The 15011-nt window shown below is 56.7% G+C and carries 15 protein-coding genes and 1 pseudogene; 5 read left to right on the top strand and 11 right to left on the bottom strand.

The window, feature by feature from the left end:
* Positions 1–174: 174 nt before the first annotated feature.
* Positions 175–801 carry a TfoX/Sxy family DNA transformation protein gene (locus IM284_RS06535; RefSeq protein ID WP_041910603.1) on the top strand — a complete coding sequence of 209 codons (627 nt, stop codon included), beginning with the start codon at positions 175–177 and terminating at the stop codon, positions 799–801.
* Here IM284_RS06535 and yccS read toward each other — a convergent pair.
* Together yccS and IM284_RS06525 are read right to left on the bottom strand one after the other, a co-directional pair.
* Positions 758–2920 carry a YccS family putative transporter gene (gene yccS, locus IM284_RS06530; protein WP_041910602.1) on the bottom strand — a complete coding sequence of 721 codons (2163 nt, stop codon included), beginning with the start codon at positions 2918–2920 and terminating at the stop codon, positions 758–760. The two genes, IM284_RS06535 and yccS, sit on opposite strands and share 44 nt — an antisense overlap.
* A gap of 19 nt (positions 2921–2939) precedes the next feature.
* Positions 2940–3386, bottom strand: coding sequence for a YccF domain-containing protein (locus IM284_RS06525; protein ID WP_041910601.1), 447 nt, complete (start codon positions 3384–3386; stop codon positions 2940–2942).
* Between the two features lie 122 nt (positions 3387–3508).
* Here IM284_RS06525 and helD point away from each other — a divergent pair, with 122 nt between their 5' ends.
* The gene (gene helD, locus IM284_RS06520) at positions 3509–5563 is read left to right on the top strand and encodes a DNA helicase IV (RefSeq protein ID WP_193055757.1); all 2055 of its coding nucleotides are present in this window, start codon (positions 3509–3511) and stop codon (positions 5561–5563) included.
* Positions 5564–5621: 58 nt separating this feature from the next.
* On the opposite strand, the gene mgsA is transcribed toward helD, so the two are convergent.
* Both mgsA and IM284_RS06510 read right to left on the bottom strand, forming a co-directional pair.
* Positions 5622–6080, bottom strand: coding sequence for a methylglyoxal synthase (gene mgsA / locus IM284_RS06515; protein ID WP_041912035.1), 459 nt, complete (start codon positions 6078–6080; stop codon positions 5622–5624).
* Between the two features lie 80 nt (positions 6081–6160).
* Positions 6161–6823, bottom strand: a complete 663-nt coding sequence (locus tag IM284_RS06510; protein WP_047368229.1) for a DUF2057 family protein — start codon at positions 6821–6823, stop codon at positions 6161–6163.
* 173 nt (positions 6824–6996) lie between these two features.
* Here IM284_RS06510 and IM284_RS06505 point away from each other — a divergent pair, with 173 nt between their 5' ends.
* Positions 6997–7410, top strand: a complete 414-nt coding sequence (locus tag IM284_RS06505) for a CoA-binding protein (RefSeq protein ID WP_028012609.1) — start codon at positions 6997–6999, stop codon at positions 7408–7410.
* Between the two features lie 38 nt (positions 7411–7448).
* On the opposite strand, the gene hspQ is transcribed toward IM284_RS06505, so the two are convergent.
* Positions 7449–7766, bottom strand: a complete 318-nt coding sequence (gene hspQ, locus IM284_RS06500) for a heat shock protein HspQ (RefSeq protein ID WP_008499919.1) — start codon at positions 7764–7766, stop codon at positions 7449–7451.
* A 60-nt stretch (positions 7767–7826) separates the two neighbouring features.
* The gene (gene rlmI, locus IM284_RS06495) at positions 7827–9017 is read right to left on the bottom strand and encodes a 23S rRNA (cytosine(1962)-C(5))-methyltransferase RlmI (RefSeq protein ID WP_047368230.1); all 1191 of its coding nucleotides are present in this window, start codon (positions 9015–9017) and stop codon (positions 7827–7829) included.
* Positions 9018–9039: 22 nt separating this feature from the next.
* Here rlmI and IM284_RS23725 point away from each other — a divergent pair.
* Both IM284_RS23725 and yccX read left to right on the top strand, forming a co-directional pair.
* Positions 9040–9271: pseudogene (locus IM284_RS23725) on the top strand (helix-turn-helix domain-containing protein); the annotation flags it as partial.
* Between the two features lie 11 nt (positions 9272–9282).
* Positions 9283–9564: an acylphosphatase gene (gene yccX, locus IM284_RS06485; RefSeq protein WP_028012610.1), complete on the top strand. Its 282-nt coding sequence runs from the start codon at positions 9283–9285 to the stop codon at positions 9562–9564.
* On the opposite strand, the gene tusE is transcribed toward yccX, so the two are convergent.
* The 5 genes from tusE to IM284_RS06460 all read right to left on the bottom strand — a co-directional run bounded on the left by tusE (position 9561) and on the right by IM284_RS06460 (position 14977).
* Positions 9561–9890, bottom strand: coding sequence for a sulfurtransferase TusE (tusE, locus tag IM284_RS06480; protein WP_028012611.1), 330 nt, complete (start codon positions 9888–9890; stop codon positions 9561–9563). The genes yccX and tusE overlap by 4 nt on opposite strands.
* A gap of 69 nt (positions 9891–9959) precedes the next feature.
* On the bottom strand, positions 9960–10511 hold the full coding sequence (locus IM284_RS06475; RefSeq protein WP_047368231.1) for a LuxR C-terminal-related transcriptional regulator: 552 nt from the start codon (positions 10509–10511) through the stop codon (positions 9960–9962).
* A gap of 10 nt (positions 10512–10521) precedes the next feature.
* The gene (locus IM284_RS06470) at positions 10522–11679 is read right to left on the bottom strand and encodes a CfaE/CblD family pilus tip adhesin (protein ID WP_052954322.1); all 1158 of its coding nucleotides are present in this window, start codon (positions 11677–11679) and stop codon (positions 10522–10524) included.
* Between the two features lies 1 nt (position 11680).
* Positions 11681–14398 (bottom strand): TcfC E-set like domain-containing protein, encoded by a 2718-nt coding sequence (locus tag IM284_RS06465; protein ID WP_047368232.1) that lies wholly within the window; start codon positions 14396–14398, stop codon positions 11681–11683.
* 72 nt (positions 14399–14470) lie between these two features.
* Complete coding sequence (locus IM284_RS06460) at positions 14471–14977, bottom strand: CS1 type fimbrial major subunit (protein ID WP_047368233.1); 507 nt, start codon at positions 14975–14977, stop codon at positions 14471–14473.
* Between the last annotated feature and the right edge of the window lie 34 nt (positions 14978–15011).

Below are 15011 nucleotides of genomic sequence, written 5' to 3'. Positions count from 1 at the left end.
CCTGTATGCATAAAGATCAACCTCATTTTCGGAAAGCGACTCGCAAAATTCATTCAATGTTGATGCCCTTCGAAAAATCATCTTGCTCAACGACGCTAAGTTGCCTATTTTCCTGCTAACGGATCCGCTAGTAAGAAATTTCGTTGTTACTTTATGATTTTGAAGGGAAATATCATGAAAAAGATATCTTATGAACGGATTTATAAATCCCAGGAATACCTGTCACCACTGGGTGAAATTCATCATCGCGCGCTGTTCGGCGGCTATACCCTGGCAGTGGATGATGCGGTTTTTGCCATGGTGTCAGAAGGTGAGCTCTACCTCCGCGCCTGTGAAGAAAGTGCGAAATACTGTGTGAAAAATGCCGCGTCTTTTTTGACCCTGATGAAGCGGGGCCGTCCGGTGCTTCTCAACTATTACCGGGTGGATGACGGGCTATGGCAGGACAGGGAGCGTCTGCTTCAGCTCTCCACTTTCGCACTTAATGCGGCAAGAAAAGAGCGTTACCAGCGGCATCAGCGCAATCGACTTAAGGACCTGCCAAACCTGACCTTTCAGCTGGAAGTGCTGCTCTTTGAAGCGGGCATCACCAACGAAGAAACACTGCGGGCGCTTGGCGCAAGGGAGAGCTGGCTGAAGATGCGGGCGAAAAATAAAGCGCTGAGTATCAAAGTGCTATTCGCGCTGGAAGGGGCGATCGAGGGGCTGCATGAGGCGGCACTCCCGGCCGGCATTCGCCGGGAGTTGACGGAGTGGTTTAATGCGCTGCCTGAGCCACTGGAGAATCACTCCTCCAGGTAGCGATTTGCTGTTGCAGCCGGCAAATTTCTGGCAGCAGGGCGATGAGCAGGCCAATCTGCTGTAACACCAGAGGCGCTTTGCTGTCGTTACCGGGCTCAAGATGCGCAATACGTTGGGTAAGTTCATCCAGCGCCTGTCTCACGCGCGGTTCATCGGCTGGCCGGTGATGCAGTGCATCATCGACATAACAGACCGCGTCATCCAGCAGATTGAGGATGCCCGGGTTGGTGAGTTTTTCGCGGTGGGCGCCCAGCGTGGAAATATAGCTGGTGAAGGTATGGTTCAGGCAGAGCAGCCGGAAAGCCGTCTCACGAATCTCGGCCGTGGCGCGAGGCTCCGTTGACATGTTAGAGACCACCGAGGCCAGTTCCGCATCGCTGTTGTGCGCATCGCGGCGCGCTATCCGGTAAGCCAGGCGGTTATCGCGGCCCTGATGATACTGCTCAAGGATGGCGTCCAGGTATCGGCAGTTGGCGTTCATAGCCCTGTCTAACACGCGCGGTAGATTACGGAAACGCCAGTCCGGCCAGATAAAGCTGACGGCGGCCCAGGCGATAGCGCAGCCAATCAGGGTATCGAGTACGCGGGGCAGGGCGACCTCGAACCCTTCACCCAGCAGGTTAAAGCAGAGCAGAACCAGCAGCGTGATGAACATTGTGGCATGGGCGTACTGCACGTTGCGAAACGCGAAGAACAGCACGCCGGTGATCACGATCAGGATCAGCTGTCCTTCAATGGACGGCACGAAATAGAGCACCGGAAGGCCAATGGCGACGCCGACCAGGGTGCCGATAATACGCAATGCCAGGCGGTGTCGGGTGGCGTTATAGTTCGGCTGACAGACAAACAGGCTGGTCAGCAGGATCCAGTAGCCGTGGTGCAAACCGGTTATCTGGATAAAAGCATACCCCACGCATAAGACCAGGGACATTCGCACCGCGTGACGAAACAGCGCCGACTCCGGCGTGAAGTTGCGGCTCAGCCTTAGCCACATATCGCTCACGCTGTGCACGCTGTCATCTGCAAGCTGGTTATCCACCTCGCTGCCCGGCAGTGCCATCGCCTGCTCGGACTCAATCGTCGCCAACTGAGCATCAATCGCCCGCAGGTTGTTGAGCAGAAAACCCAGCGCTTTGATCTGTTCCGGTGACGTTCCGCTGGCCTGCACGCGGTCGAGCGCCGCATCAAGATGGCTAAACACGCGTTCGAAGCGGGAGTCGTGCTGATAGGGCGTGCGCAAAAGAATGGAGCGCGCGAGCTGCTGGCATGCCTGTGACTGCATGGACAGCAGGCGCTGAAAGCGGAACATGACGTCGCTGTAGCGGAACTTCTCGCGCAGGGCGGCATACTGAACGTGTGAGGAGCTGGCGCGCTCATGAATGTCCTGAGCGGCAAAATAGTAGTGCAAGGTTCTGCGCGTGCCGCGCTGGCCGCGATCCCCGCGCAGACGGGTAAGCAGCGAGGCTTTCGTCTGGTTAAGGGTGGCGACCAGCTGGCCGTTTGCCAGCGCCAGATCGTAAAGCGGCGCCTGGCTTTCTTCCTCAATATCCGGGTCGAACAGCCGGGATTTCAGTTCCAGATAATGGGCTAGCTGCTCATAGCTGCGGGCAAGGTTATCCTGCAGAGGACGAACCGGGAAGATTAAGTGGCCGGTTAACGTCAGCAGGTTATACCAGATGGCGCCCAACAGCAGCAGCACAGGCTGCTGATACCACTGGTCGTACAGGGAAACGCCCAGCATGGTGTAGATGGCGATCAGCAGGGCCCCAAAGGCGATAGTGGCATAGCGCTGCCCCAGACCGCCCAGCAAAATAAACCCGCTGGTGGAGAGTGTAAGGCCAAGGGCAAACAGCCACGGCCAGGGGAAAAGTAACTCAACGGACGCGGAGGCGATAAAAAAACAGACGAGCGTAATGACCAGATTCCGCAAACGCCCGGCCAGGCGATCGTCCAGATCCGCCAGCGCTCCGGCCACCACCCCCAGCGTGAGCGGGATGGTGAGCTTGACATCATTCAGCCACCACGGCAGGGCAGCCGTGCCGCAAAGCGCGATAAATATCCTGACGTTGTAGAGCCAGGCGCTGTTCCAGGTATAACGGCGAAGCAGTGGACTTAGCATAAACGCGGCCAGCCCTTATTTACTGAAAACGACGACGTGCGTTCGCTTCACGCGCCGCCTGGGCCACTTCGACCGGAACCACCCTGCGCCCGACGGGCCAAAGGGCGATGGCGGCGATCTTAAAGTTCGCGAGCCCGACCGGAATACCAATTATTGAGATGCACTGCGCAATACCGGCAAAAATATGCATGATGCACAGCCACCAGCCGAAGAAAATCAGCCACAGAATGTTCAGCAAAGTTCCCCCTGTATTCATCAGGGCGCTCTTGCTCTCCGGGTTCAGCTCGTTAACGTGGATAGCTTCATTACCGTAGGGGATGAACGAGAGTTTCGTGATTTCCCAGCAGGAACGGGTCAGGGGAAGGGTGAAGATCAGGACGATGCTCACCAGCGTGGCAAAAAGCCAGGAAAGGGTGGTGGCAAAACCGCCCAGCACAAAATTCAACACATTCAGAACGGTACGCATAAACCCTCACTTCCTTTCGATAAATTAACGCCCAATGATTGTAACGTTTTTTTAGGCTGGAGCACCTTAAAACTGGCAGTTAAACTGTCAGGTAAATTATCTCTTCGTGGATTTGGCGGGACATGGAACTGAAAGCAACTTCTTTAGGCAAACGCCTGGCGCAACACCCCTATGACAGAGTTGTTCTGCTCAACGCCGGGGTTAAAGTCTCCGGAGAACGCCACGAATACCTTATTCCGTTTAATCAGCTTCTGGCTATTCACTGCAAGCGCGGGCTGGTGTGGGGCGAGCTCGAGTTCGTTCTGCCTGACGACAAAGTCGTGCGCCTTCACGGTACCGAGTGGGCGGAAACCCAGCGTTTCCACCATCACCTGAACGCGCTCTGGCAGCAGTGGAGCCACGACATGAGCGTGATTGCCGCTCAGGTGCTGCAGCAGGTGCTGGACGATATCGCGCAAAGCAACGCGCAGCAAACGTGGCTGACGCGCCAGCAGACCGCCGGTCTGCAGCAAAAGATTCGACAGGCACTTTCGGCGCTGCCGCTCTCCGTGACGCGTCTTGATGAGTTCGACAATTGTCGCGATGCCTGGCGTCAGTGCCAGGCCTGGCTGAACGATATGGATAAAAGCCGGCTGGCGCATAATCAGGCCTGGACGGACGCCATGCTCACCCAATACGCCGACTTTTTCAGTACGGTGGAGTCTTCACCGCTCAACCCTGCTCAGGCGCGCGCGGTGGTGAACGGCGAGCAGTCGCTGCTGGTGCTGGCGGGGGCCGGAAGCGGTAAAACGTCGGTGCTGGTGGCGCGTGCGGGCTGGCTTCTCACCATCGGGGAGGCCGTTGCCGATCAGATCCTGCTTCTGGCTTTTGGCCGTAAGGCGGCACAGGAGATGGACGAACGCATCCAGGAAAGGCTGCACACCCGGGATATTACCGCCAGAACCTTCCATGCCCTCGCGCTGCATATCATTCAGCAGGGCAGTAAAAAAGTGCCTGCCATCAGTAAACTGGAAAACGACGCGCAGGCGCGACAGGCGTTGTTTATTAAAACGTGGCGTCAGCAGTGCAGTGAGAAAAAGGCGCAGGCGAAAGGGTGGCGTCAATGGCTGGAAGAGGAACTCAACTGGGAGGTGCCGGAGGGCAGCTTCTGGCAGGATGAAAAACTGGCGCGTCGGCTCGGCTCGCGTCTTGACCGCTGGGTCAGCCTGATGCGGATGCACGGCGGCTCGCAGGCAGAGATGATTGAAAGCGCGCCGGAGGCGATCCGCGATCTGTTTTCAAAACGGGTCAAGCTGATGGCTCCGCTATTGAAAGCCTGGAAAACCGCGCTGAAAGAGGAAAATGCCGTTGATTTCTCCGGTCTTATCCATCAGGCGATCGTTATTCTGGAGAAGGGGCGCTTTGTCAGCCCGTGGAAGCATATTCTGGTGGATGAGTTCCAGGATATCTCACCCCAGCGTGCGGCACTGCTCTCGGCGCTGCGGGCGCAAAATAAACATACCTCGCTGTTCGCGGTGGGGGACGACTGGCAGGCCATCTACCGTTTCAGCGGGGCGCAGCTCTCGCTGACGACCGCCTTCCACCACTATTTTGGCGAAGGCGACCGTAGCGATCTGGACACGACCTACCGCTTCAATTCACGGATTGGTGAGATCGCCAACCGCTTTATCCAGCAGAACCCGCACCAGCTGGCCAAGCCGCTAAACAGCCTGCGGGCAGGGGATAAAAAAGCGGTCACCCTGCTGGCGGATGACCAGCTGGAGCCGCTGCTGGACAAGCTCAGCGGCTATGCGAAACCCGATGAACGTATCCTGGTGCTGGCGCGTTATCATCACCTTAAGCCTGCTGCGCTGGAAAAAGCCGCTACCCGCTGGCCGAAACTGCAGCTTGAATTTATGACCATTCACGCCAGCAAAGGGCAGCAGGCCGATTATGTGATTGTGGTGGGGCTGAAAGAGGGCAGCGACGGATTCCCGGCTCCGGCCCGCGAGTCGGTCATGGAAGAGGCCCTGCTGCCGGTGCCGGAAGACTTCCCGGATGCCGAAGAGCGGCGTTTGCTGTACGTGGCCATCACCCGCGCGCGTCACCGCGTGTGGCTGCTGTTCAATAAAGAGGAGCCATCCGTGTTTGTCGATATATTGAAGAGTATTGATGTGCCGGTGGCGCGGAAGCCATAACGGCGTCAGGCAAGATTTCCAGGCCGGGTAAGGCGTAGCCGCCACCCGGCAAAAAAAGCTACTTCAGTCTCTCGGAAAGATAGCGCTGATAGTCCGGAATAAGGATCTCAACCGGCGAGTTAAACTGCGGTGATTCAATGATAAAATCCGCCGTTGACAGGTTCGTCGCCACCGGAATATTCCACACCGTTGCCAGACGCAGCAGCGCTTTGACATCCGGATCGTGCGGAACCGCATTCAGCGGATCCCAGAAGAAGATCAGCACATCAATTTTCCCTTCGGAAATCTGCGCCCCGACCTGCTGATCGCCGCCCATCGGGCCGCTCAGCATCGCATTCACCTCCAGACCCGTTTCGCGCTGGATCAGGTTACCGGTAGTGCCGGTCGCCGAGAGGGCATGCTTTTCCAGCAGCGGCTGATGGCGGCGAACCCAGTTAAGCAGCATTTGTTTACAGTGATCGTGCGCCACCAGCGCAATGTGTTTGCGTTCAGGCAGCGTGCGTGTTGTCAGTTCCATAATCATATCCATCAGGTTAACTGACTACACGATGACGGGAACCGTCTGACGCTGCAAGAGAAAGGCGTAAAAAATGTGGCTTAAGATGAAGGTTGTTGCTTTGCCCACTGTAAAAACCGGGCCCGCGTGTCGGGATCGGCCTGCTGGAACCAGAATTTAAGGCGCTGTTCCGTCAGGCTCTGGGACTGCGGTGGAATGACGTCCAGTTCCGAGACGCCGGATAGCAGCGTACTGTCGTCCGCCATCATGGTAGCAAACTGCGGAAGGGAGGCGCGTTTGCCGGCTTTGTTATAGACCTGCGTTGCGGCCTCGTAGTCCGGGCTTTTTGTGGCGCTGGTCAACGCCAGAATATCCAGCTTGACCGGGATCGGCATTGCATTCCCGTCCAGCAGCTCAACGCGCGGCGAGGCGTCGAAGGCCGCTGATTCCTTCTCCGTTTCAAGGCGAGGCAGGGTAATGTTCACCTGACTGACTTGCCGGGTATTAAAGCTGACAATCAGCGGCGGAGAGATGTACATCCGCTGCTCATGGTTAGTCAGGCCGATCGCTTTTTCGACCCGGAACACCAGCTGATGCGGCCCGTTATCTAACTCAATGCTGTCAGCCCCGCGCAATAAGGAGCTGGAAACCTTTTTCCCGTCCAGAACCAGAAGATCAATGTCGCCAGAGAGCCGAAGCGTGGTGGCAAAAACGCAAACCGGCATCGCTAACGCAATCAGAGCAGTGGCAAAACCGGTTTTCATAGAAGGCTCCCGTCAGAGATACTGTCGCCGCATTAATGTATCTAAATCTTTCGATAATCACGTTTACTAACATATAGACATATTTTGCCGTTTTGCCCTCATACATCTGTATGGGATGGATGGTTGAGATGTGCGCTTTGGCGTACACTTTTAAAAAAGCCAGGAGAAAAACCATGAAAGAGAACGATATTGCCGAGATTCTGACATCCACGCGTACCATTGCGCTGGTGGGCGCGAGCGATAAACCCGACCGTCCCAGCTATCGGGTGATGAAATACCTTCTCGATCAGGGCTATCACGTCATCCCGGTGTCGCCAAAAGTGGCGGGTAAAACCTTACTGGGCCAGCAGGGTTATGCCACGCTCGCTGACGTGCCGGAAAAAATTGATATGGTCGATGTCTTCCGTAATTCCGAGGCGGCGTGGGAAGTAGCGCAGGACGCGATTGCCGTCGGGGCGAAAACATTGTGGATGCAGCTGGGCGTGATTAACGAGCAGGCTGCTGTGCTGGCGCGGGATGCGGGATTGAAGGTGGTTATGGATCGCTGTCCGGCGATCGATATCCCCCGTCTGGGGCTGGCGAAGTAATAAAAAAAAAGCCCGTTCATCGGGCTTTTTTTACACGCTTAGTTCCGCAGGCGCGGAGCCTGTAACTGTTTGCGGATAGTCTGAGCAAGTTCATCCATCGTGGGTTGTTCCGGATGCTCTTCCTGCAGCTCGCTACTTAGCTGCGCTTCGGCAAGGTAGGTATGTACGGGTTGTCCGTCGTCACCTTCCATCACCACATGGTACCAGGGTGCAGCGCGAAGCTCTGCGTTCACCGCCAGTTCGTCCGCTGACGGTTCATCAAGGGAATACTCCGGGTCGATATCCACGACCACACCCAAATACCCAAGCAAAGTGTGGCGGACCTGCTGGCCGATACCGAATTTGCTGGCAATCATAGTCACCTCCCGGGAAATACGACTTACACATTAAGTGCGGGCAATATTTCTCTTTTCAAGTTACATGACGCGACAGGCAAACCCTTTCAGATACAGTCCTTCCGGGTAGGTAGCAATCACGGGGTGATCGGCTGCCTGACGGAACTGCTCTATAAATTGTACATCACGACCAGCATCTATTGCGGCATCGGCGATGATTTTTTGGAATAAATCGGTGGTCATCAGCCCGGAGCAGGAGAAGGTGAGCAGCACCCCGCCCGGGTTCAGCAGCTGGATGGCCAGCATGTTGATATCCTTATACCCACGGCAGGCGCCCATCAGTTGGCTTTTGTTTTCCACAAACTTTGGCGGATCCATCACGATGACGTCGAACTTCTCGTCCTGATCGCGATATTTACGCAGCAGCTTGAAGACGTCGTCGCGAACAAACTCGGCTTTGCTCAAGTCCAGTTTGTTCAGCTCGACGTTCTGTTTTGCCACGTCCAGCGCTTCCTGCGAGGTATCCACGCTGACCACCTGGGCACAACCGCCCATCAGCGCCGAAACGGCAAAACCGCCGGTGTAGGAGAAGCAGTTCAGCACGCGTTTGTCGGCAACGTACTGACGCGTAGCCAGGCGGCTGTCACGCTGGTCAAGGTAGTAACCCGTTTTGTGCCCGCCCTGAATATCCACCAGCAGCTTCATACCGTGCTCTTCAATCGGCAGCAGGGCAGGCGGCAGTTCACCCGTGACCGGGCCCTGCGTCAGCTCCATGCCCTCTTTTTTGCGCACCGCCACGTCGCTGCGGTCGTAAATAGCGCATTCCGGGAACAGGGTTTGCAGGGCGCTAATCAGCGCGGCACGCTGGTATTCCGCCCCTGCGCTGAGGAGCTGCAGCACCAGGAAGTTGCCGAAGCGATCGATGGTCACGCCCGGCAGGCCGTCGGACTCACCGGCAATCAGGCGATAGCTGTCCAGCCCGTCGCGCTTTGCCAGCCACTCGCGCCACTGCTGCGCCTGCTGCAGGCGGCGGACGAAGAAGTCAATGTCGATGGTTTCGTCTTTATCGAAGGTCCAGACGCGTGCGCGGATCTGAGACGCTGGCGAGTAAGCGCCTCGCGCTAACCATTTCCCCTGATGGTCAACAATATCAATGGTTTCACCGAGGCTGGCTTTGCCTTCCATACGGGCAACCGCGCCGGAAAAGACCCAGGGATGACGGCGCAGTAATGACTTCTCGCGCCCTTTGGCTAACACTAAACGTACACTCATAATTTGCTGTTCTGTCGATTTCAGGGAAATGGCGCGTAGAGTAGCACATTCAGCCAGGCGCAATCATCTGCGGATGTCGTTGAGCGTTTCGGCAGATCGTGGAGGAGGTGAGAATGGCCGTGGCGCTGTCACAGTTACAGTCGACTCGCTTACCGATCGGTGAAATCGCATTACAATATGGGTATCTTTCCAGCTCTCGTTTCACCGCCCGTTTCCGGCAGCACTATGGCTGTTTACCGAAAACGCTACGTTAAGGAGAAGAAAAATGTCAAAAGTCTGCACCATTGCCTGGGTCCACGGCGTTGTTCAGGGCGTCGGGTTCCGCTACAGCACCCAGCGCGAAGCGATGACGCTTGGGCTAACGGGATACGCGCGAAATATGGACGACGGCAGCGTTGAGGTGGTCGCCTGCGGCGACGCGGAGCAGGTTGAAAAACTGATGGCGTGGCTGAAAGCAGGCGGGCCGCGCAGCGCCCGGGTTGATAAGGTCTTAACGGAACCGCATCAACCCGGCAGGGAATATGTGAACTTCGGTATTCGGTATTAAATACACTTCACCGGTTTAGGAAGGCCGGCAATTTTGGTGGCCTGTTTTGCCGGGCCCTTCGGGAACAGGCGATACAGATAGCGGCTATTGCCTTTTTCTTCGCCAAATTTGTTGGCCATCGCCTTGACCAGCATGCGGATGGCCGGAGAGGTGTTGAACTCGAGATAAAACTCGCGCACAAAACGGACCACCTCCCAGTGTTCGGGGGAGAGGGCGATACCTTCGTTTTCGGCGATTTTCTCCGCCAGCGGCTCGCTCCATAGCGTGGTGTCTTTCAGATAGCCTTCGCTATCGGTCTCAATTTCCTGGCCTGCAAAAATGAACATAGTGCTCTGTCGATAAAGTAAAAAACGCCCCTAGTCTAGCAAATAAGGGGCGGCGTGAGAAACCTCGACCTACAGAAGAAGCTGGAGCAGATTGTTGGCATTAAGCTTTTTTAGCGCGTTGCATTTATACGTCGACACCTGTTTTTCACTCATCTGCGTCATATGCGCGACATGCCGTACCGATTGTCCGTTCACCAGCCTGTCGAGCACGTTGAACTCCATGCCTGTCAGGCAACAATTCAGGGTGCGCACCCGGCGGGGCTCTCTGGCAAGCAGATACGCCGCATCCGCAACGGCAATCCGGTCATCAATGATATATAAGGTCAGCGTGGCAAACCGCTTTCGCAGATGGGTAGCCAGTGCCCAGCCTTTTTCATTGCACACCAGATACACCGTTCCTTCCCAGCGCCTGGCTTCCAGCTCCAGAAGAATGTCGACCAGCGCCAGGTGCGTCCCCGCGACGGAAAAGCGGCAGCGAACAACGAGGGTGTCGCAGGCCAGCAGCGAACGGCACCACTTTACCGTACCGCTCGAAACCTGCGTCTGAGCGTTACGGCGCAGAAGGGCGTAGCGCAACCCTTCGGCATAAAAACGATTGTTGTCGAGGATGGCGTAACTCACGATGGCCTCTTTATAAGGTACTGGGCGTATAGATAACGCGTAGGGTGCCGGTGTAATCCCCGGCATTTTTACTGCTGGCAGCAAACGCGGGCGTTTTCAGAATGATGGGGGCGGGGACACAAAGTACGCTCTCCCGTCCACCCGGCAGCACAACCTGACGCAGATATTGCGGGTCATTAGTGCCCTGCCAGATCAGCGTTTTGGCATTCGCCGCGGTTTCTGCTGCGCCCGTTACCGGGTTGATCACCGTAACCTGATAATCGAGCCGATCCCGTGCTTCGGTCTGGCTTCCACCGCGTCGTCTGACGGAAAACGCTCCCTCAGTACGGCCCGTGGCCGCTAAACCGTCATCCTCAAAGCGCAGATAGACGCGCGTGCTGGCGCTGTTTTTGCCGTCATACAGGCACATATCCAGCGCGCTCTCGCCCTGGATTTCGCTGCCGCCGGGCCGCCCCGGAAAATTGGTCAGATTGAGGTTAACCAGCGGGGTTGAGTGGGGGAACGCCGGCAGATAAATCTGCTGGTTACCCGGATCGACCACCTCAATGCGTATCGTCGCCTGCCAGCGGGCTATGGTGAGGTAGCCCGGACACCCGACGTTGACATCGTTAAAGTTGCCCCCGCAGTCGGCGCTTCCCCATTCGCGCAGGTTCTGCTTCAACGTTGCGGTCCAGATGCCCGGCTGGGCGAGCTTATCCAGTTCGCCTTTAACGATGTAAAAATCAAAATAGGGTTCCCGGTTCCAGGCCGAGAGATCGCCGGTACCGCCGCTGACAAAGCTGGCAAAGGTGAAAACTTTGTTGTTGATAAACATATGTTTTTCCCCATAGACCTTCACATCTGCTGTTTTATTTGTCGACGTGTGGGTAAAACGCAGCGTAATGGCGTAGGGGGCGGCCGGGTTCGCGGTAAACCAGACCGGCGCTGTCATACACGCTCCGTTCGTCGGGTCGGTGCGGGACTCGCAGGTCAGGGTGTTGCGTCCCCATTTTTGCGGGTCGATAGTGTCGTAACCGCTCGGTTCATGGACCCAGATATCAAAACGCGCAGGCGGCACCGCGCGGTCGTAGCTAATCCCTACGCTGGAATTTCTTCCTGCAGGGACGCCCGCCAGCGTCTGACAGCTCCACAGCGTCAAAAAAAGTAAAACAAAGAGGTAGTTGTTCACATCATTTCCCTTTGGTGAGGTGCTCTGCATTCATGGCCGTTGGCCCCGTAGGCACGTTCCGCCCGGCGAGCATCAGTTGCGCCTGGTGCTGGACCGAATCCGGCAGGGCGGAGAAAGTGAGTTCCCGACACGGGATAGACCCGACATAACGCACCACGTCGCGCATGCTTTTCACGCTCAGTTCACACTGATAAAACTGCTGCTGACGCACCAGATAAAGGTTGCGCAGCAGGGCGTCGCTCTGGGCGCTGAAACCGCCATTGCCGAGATCGTTCCAGCCGTTCACGTTCAGCGGTACGCCGCCCACGAACGGCGAATGATGTTCGTCAGTGAGCTGGCCGAGCCAGGTGTAGCGGGTGGTGGTTTGCACGTCCCGGCGAAGCATTTTGCCCGGCACCATAAAGAGCGTCCGGCTCCCGGAACCCTGCGTGATTTCACTGCTTGCGCCTGATGAGACGTTCAGCGACTCATTAACCGTCAGCGTTGTTGGCTGATAACCCGGCACCGCAAAAAGGGCACGGCTGTTGGCCGGGATATCCGCGGTGCCGCCGTTATCCAGCGAGACGGTGACGCGTGAATCCCGGGAATCTTCAGGCGTAGCCACGTTTACCGCAACGGCAGAAGCCGGGCGTCCATCGCCCCAGCGGCCAAGCCACAGCCCTGAGCGCGACAGGGCGAGGGTGGAGCTGTAGTTGCCGCTGCTGCTTAACGTATGGCGCCCATCCTGGCGGTCCCATGCGTCGTTCACCGTCAGGCTGGCGTTACCAAAACGTCCACCCTGGCGCGTATACGCCGAGGCATTGAGCGAATCGCTGTTAATCCCCGACGCGCTCAGCCCGTATTCATTCTCGCCGCGCGCGTCGGCATACCAGTTGTGCGCCACGTTGTAGCTCAGCTGGTTTTTCTGATGCTGCTGGTGCTGCCAGGTTGCACCAAGCGAGGTATAGCCTGACGCATCACCCTGACGCTTATGCGCCAGTGAGAGGCTAACGCTCAGATAGCCGCCTTTGTCTTTCCCGTCGCGAGAGTGGTCGTTGCGCATAAACAGGTTAATGCTGCTGTTGATGTTCAGACCGCGCGCGCTAAAGGTATTACTCAGCCCGCCCTGCCAGGCCTGCGTGCGGGAGCGGGTCATATACACCGGCTCCCACGGCAGGCCGGCATCGTGACGATCGTCATGGTCAGGCAGTTCCCGGCGCGTAACGTAGCGCCCTTCGTTGCGGTTATCCGAATACCCCAGGTTGGCGTACCACGAGCCGACAGGCACGGAGAACATGATCGAGAGGCTACGATAACAGCCGTTGACGGCGTCAAAACCTGCGCTGCGGGTATCACAATTTTCTGCGGATAACGCGTTGCGGTAGAAGCTCAGCGAAAACCCGTCGTTATAGCTGATTTGCTGAATATTGCCGCGTTGGCCCTTGCTGCCGTAGAGGTAGCTAAAGCGTGTGCTTAATACCCCGTCGATCGGGCCCGCGTTAAAGCCGCGGCTCCAGTCGAGAGCATTTTCCAGGAAGTGCTGCCTTTTCATGACGGTTGCGCCGCTGGTCAGCGCCAGCGTCGGGGTGACGGGCAGGCGTATACCCGCCTGTGCGATCGGGCTGCGTTCATCATTGCGATCGTTATTAGCCGTTTCCCCTGCCTGCATAAACCACTCGACGCGGTCGAATGGCGTAATGCCCGTACGGGTAAACGGAACCTGCTCGGTACGCGTCAGTCGGTTGTTTTCGTAAACTGACAGCGTCACGGTATAGCTTCCATCCGGAAACGCGCGGGTATCCAGAGTTTGTGCCCCGGCATTGAGGTAAAAGCTGGCCAGCAGCTCCTTGCCGCGGCGCGCGTCGATACGCGCATCGTGCGAAAGCAGCACCGTAATGGGCGTGCCCTTCGATTGCTGAATAGGGTTGATCCATGCCCGGGTCGAGCCCGTGCGCAGGCCACGAATTTTTCCCAGCGGCAGCTGGCTGAGGTTAATATTCCCCCCGGCGTTGCTGAACAGGTCGCGGGTATCCATCTCGCCTATCTGTAGATAATATTCACGCCATAAATCCTGGCGGAACCAGGCATTGTTAACGGTCATTTCCTGCTGCTGCTGATGACGCGAGCGTTGTCCCAGCCAGGTCCAGTCGAGGTTAAGATAGCCGTCCTGGGTCAGCGCCAGCGCCCCGTTGCCCTGAACGGTGGCAGACTGATAATCCCTGTCGGCAACGAAATTGATATTTTGCTGATGAATCAACGCGTTTTCGCTGTCCTGGGTGGGCTGATACCACTGGTTTTCCTCCGAGGGCTTTGGCAAAAAGCGCTTATCAAAAAACAGGTTTATGCGAGCATTGTTTTCGTCATAGATGATGGCCGCACGGCGGGTTTCGAGATAATCACACCCCGTCGCGGAGCCGTTACTGCTGCAGGCCAGGTTGCCGTTACGGGCAAGCGGAACGGCCAGCGCTGCGGAAACGGAGCCGATAAGGGCAGGATCGTCGTTAAACTGACGTTTGATGGCCGCGACCACGGTTTCAGGCGCGACAAAACTGACCGTTTCAAGATTGATATCGGTTTCGAAAAGGCCAAGCGACTCGCCGTATAAGCTCACCTCTGTCCACATGCGCTGCGTTTTCGCCAGGTCCTCGAATCCGGCCGGGACGGCCATCTCAGCGCAGGCGAGGTGGACAGATGCGGGTAATAAAGCAACAAAAAGGAGAGTATTTCTGTGAAAAGCCATGAACGAGCCTCGACATCATCCTGACGTCAGAGGGCGGGCGCCCTCTGACGTTATTCCTTAGGTGCTATGGTGTTACGCACCGCCTTCCGTGGTGGTCGCCTGAGTCAGCATCAGGCTTACAACGCCACTGTACTGGCCGGTTTTCAGAATGCCTTTGGTGGTCTGGGAAATGGTCAGAGGCAGAACCGCAGAACCGTTTTCAATGCTGCCCGGGAACAGTTCGGTTCCGGTAAATTCGGCATCGGTGGTGGACAGAGTTTTATCACCCAGAAGAACCGTCATCGGTACAATCTGATCCCCATCCGTGTTGGTGAGCTTAGCTGCGCTAACGAGGCGTACTTTGACGTTACTGGTAGCAGAGTTGGACCATACCTTGGTGTTCAGGCGGTAGCTTTCCAGGCCCCGACCCGGCAGATACTGCATGTCGATGCTGGCTGGCAGCGGCGTGTTATCGGCCTGGGTCATATCCAGCTGTGAATCAACGCTGGAGTTGACGGTAATATCTTTCTGGATCGCCAGCGCGCTGGCAGATGTGGTCATCGCGGCAACGATCATCAGAGGTTTAATAAATTTACGCATTGATATCTCCATATTTTACAAATGAGCACCCTGG

This window comes from Enterobacter cloacae complex sp. P12RS, from assembly GCF_014895875.1.
GTDB classification, from domain to species: domain Bacteria; phylum Pseudomonadota; class Gammaproteobacteria; order Enterobacterales; family Enterobacteriaceae; genus Enterobacter; species Enterobacter bugandensis.
The sequence above is the reverse complement of the archived record's forward strand: the minus strand, read 5'-3'. Positions and strand labels throughout refer to the sequence as shown.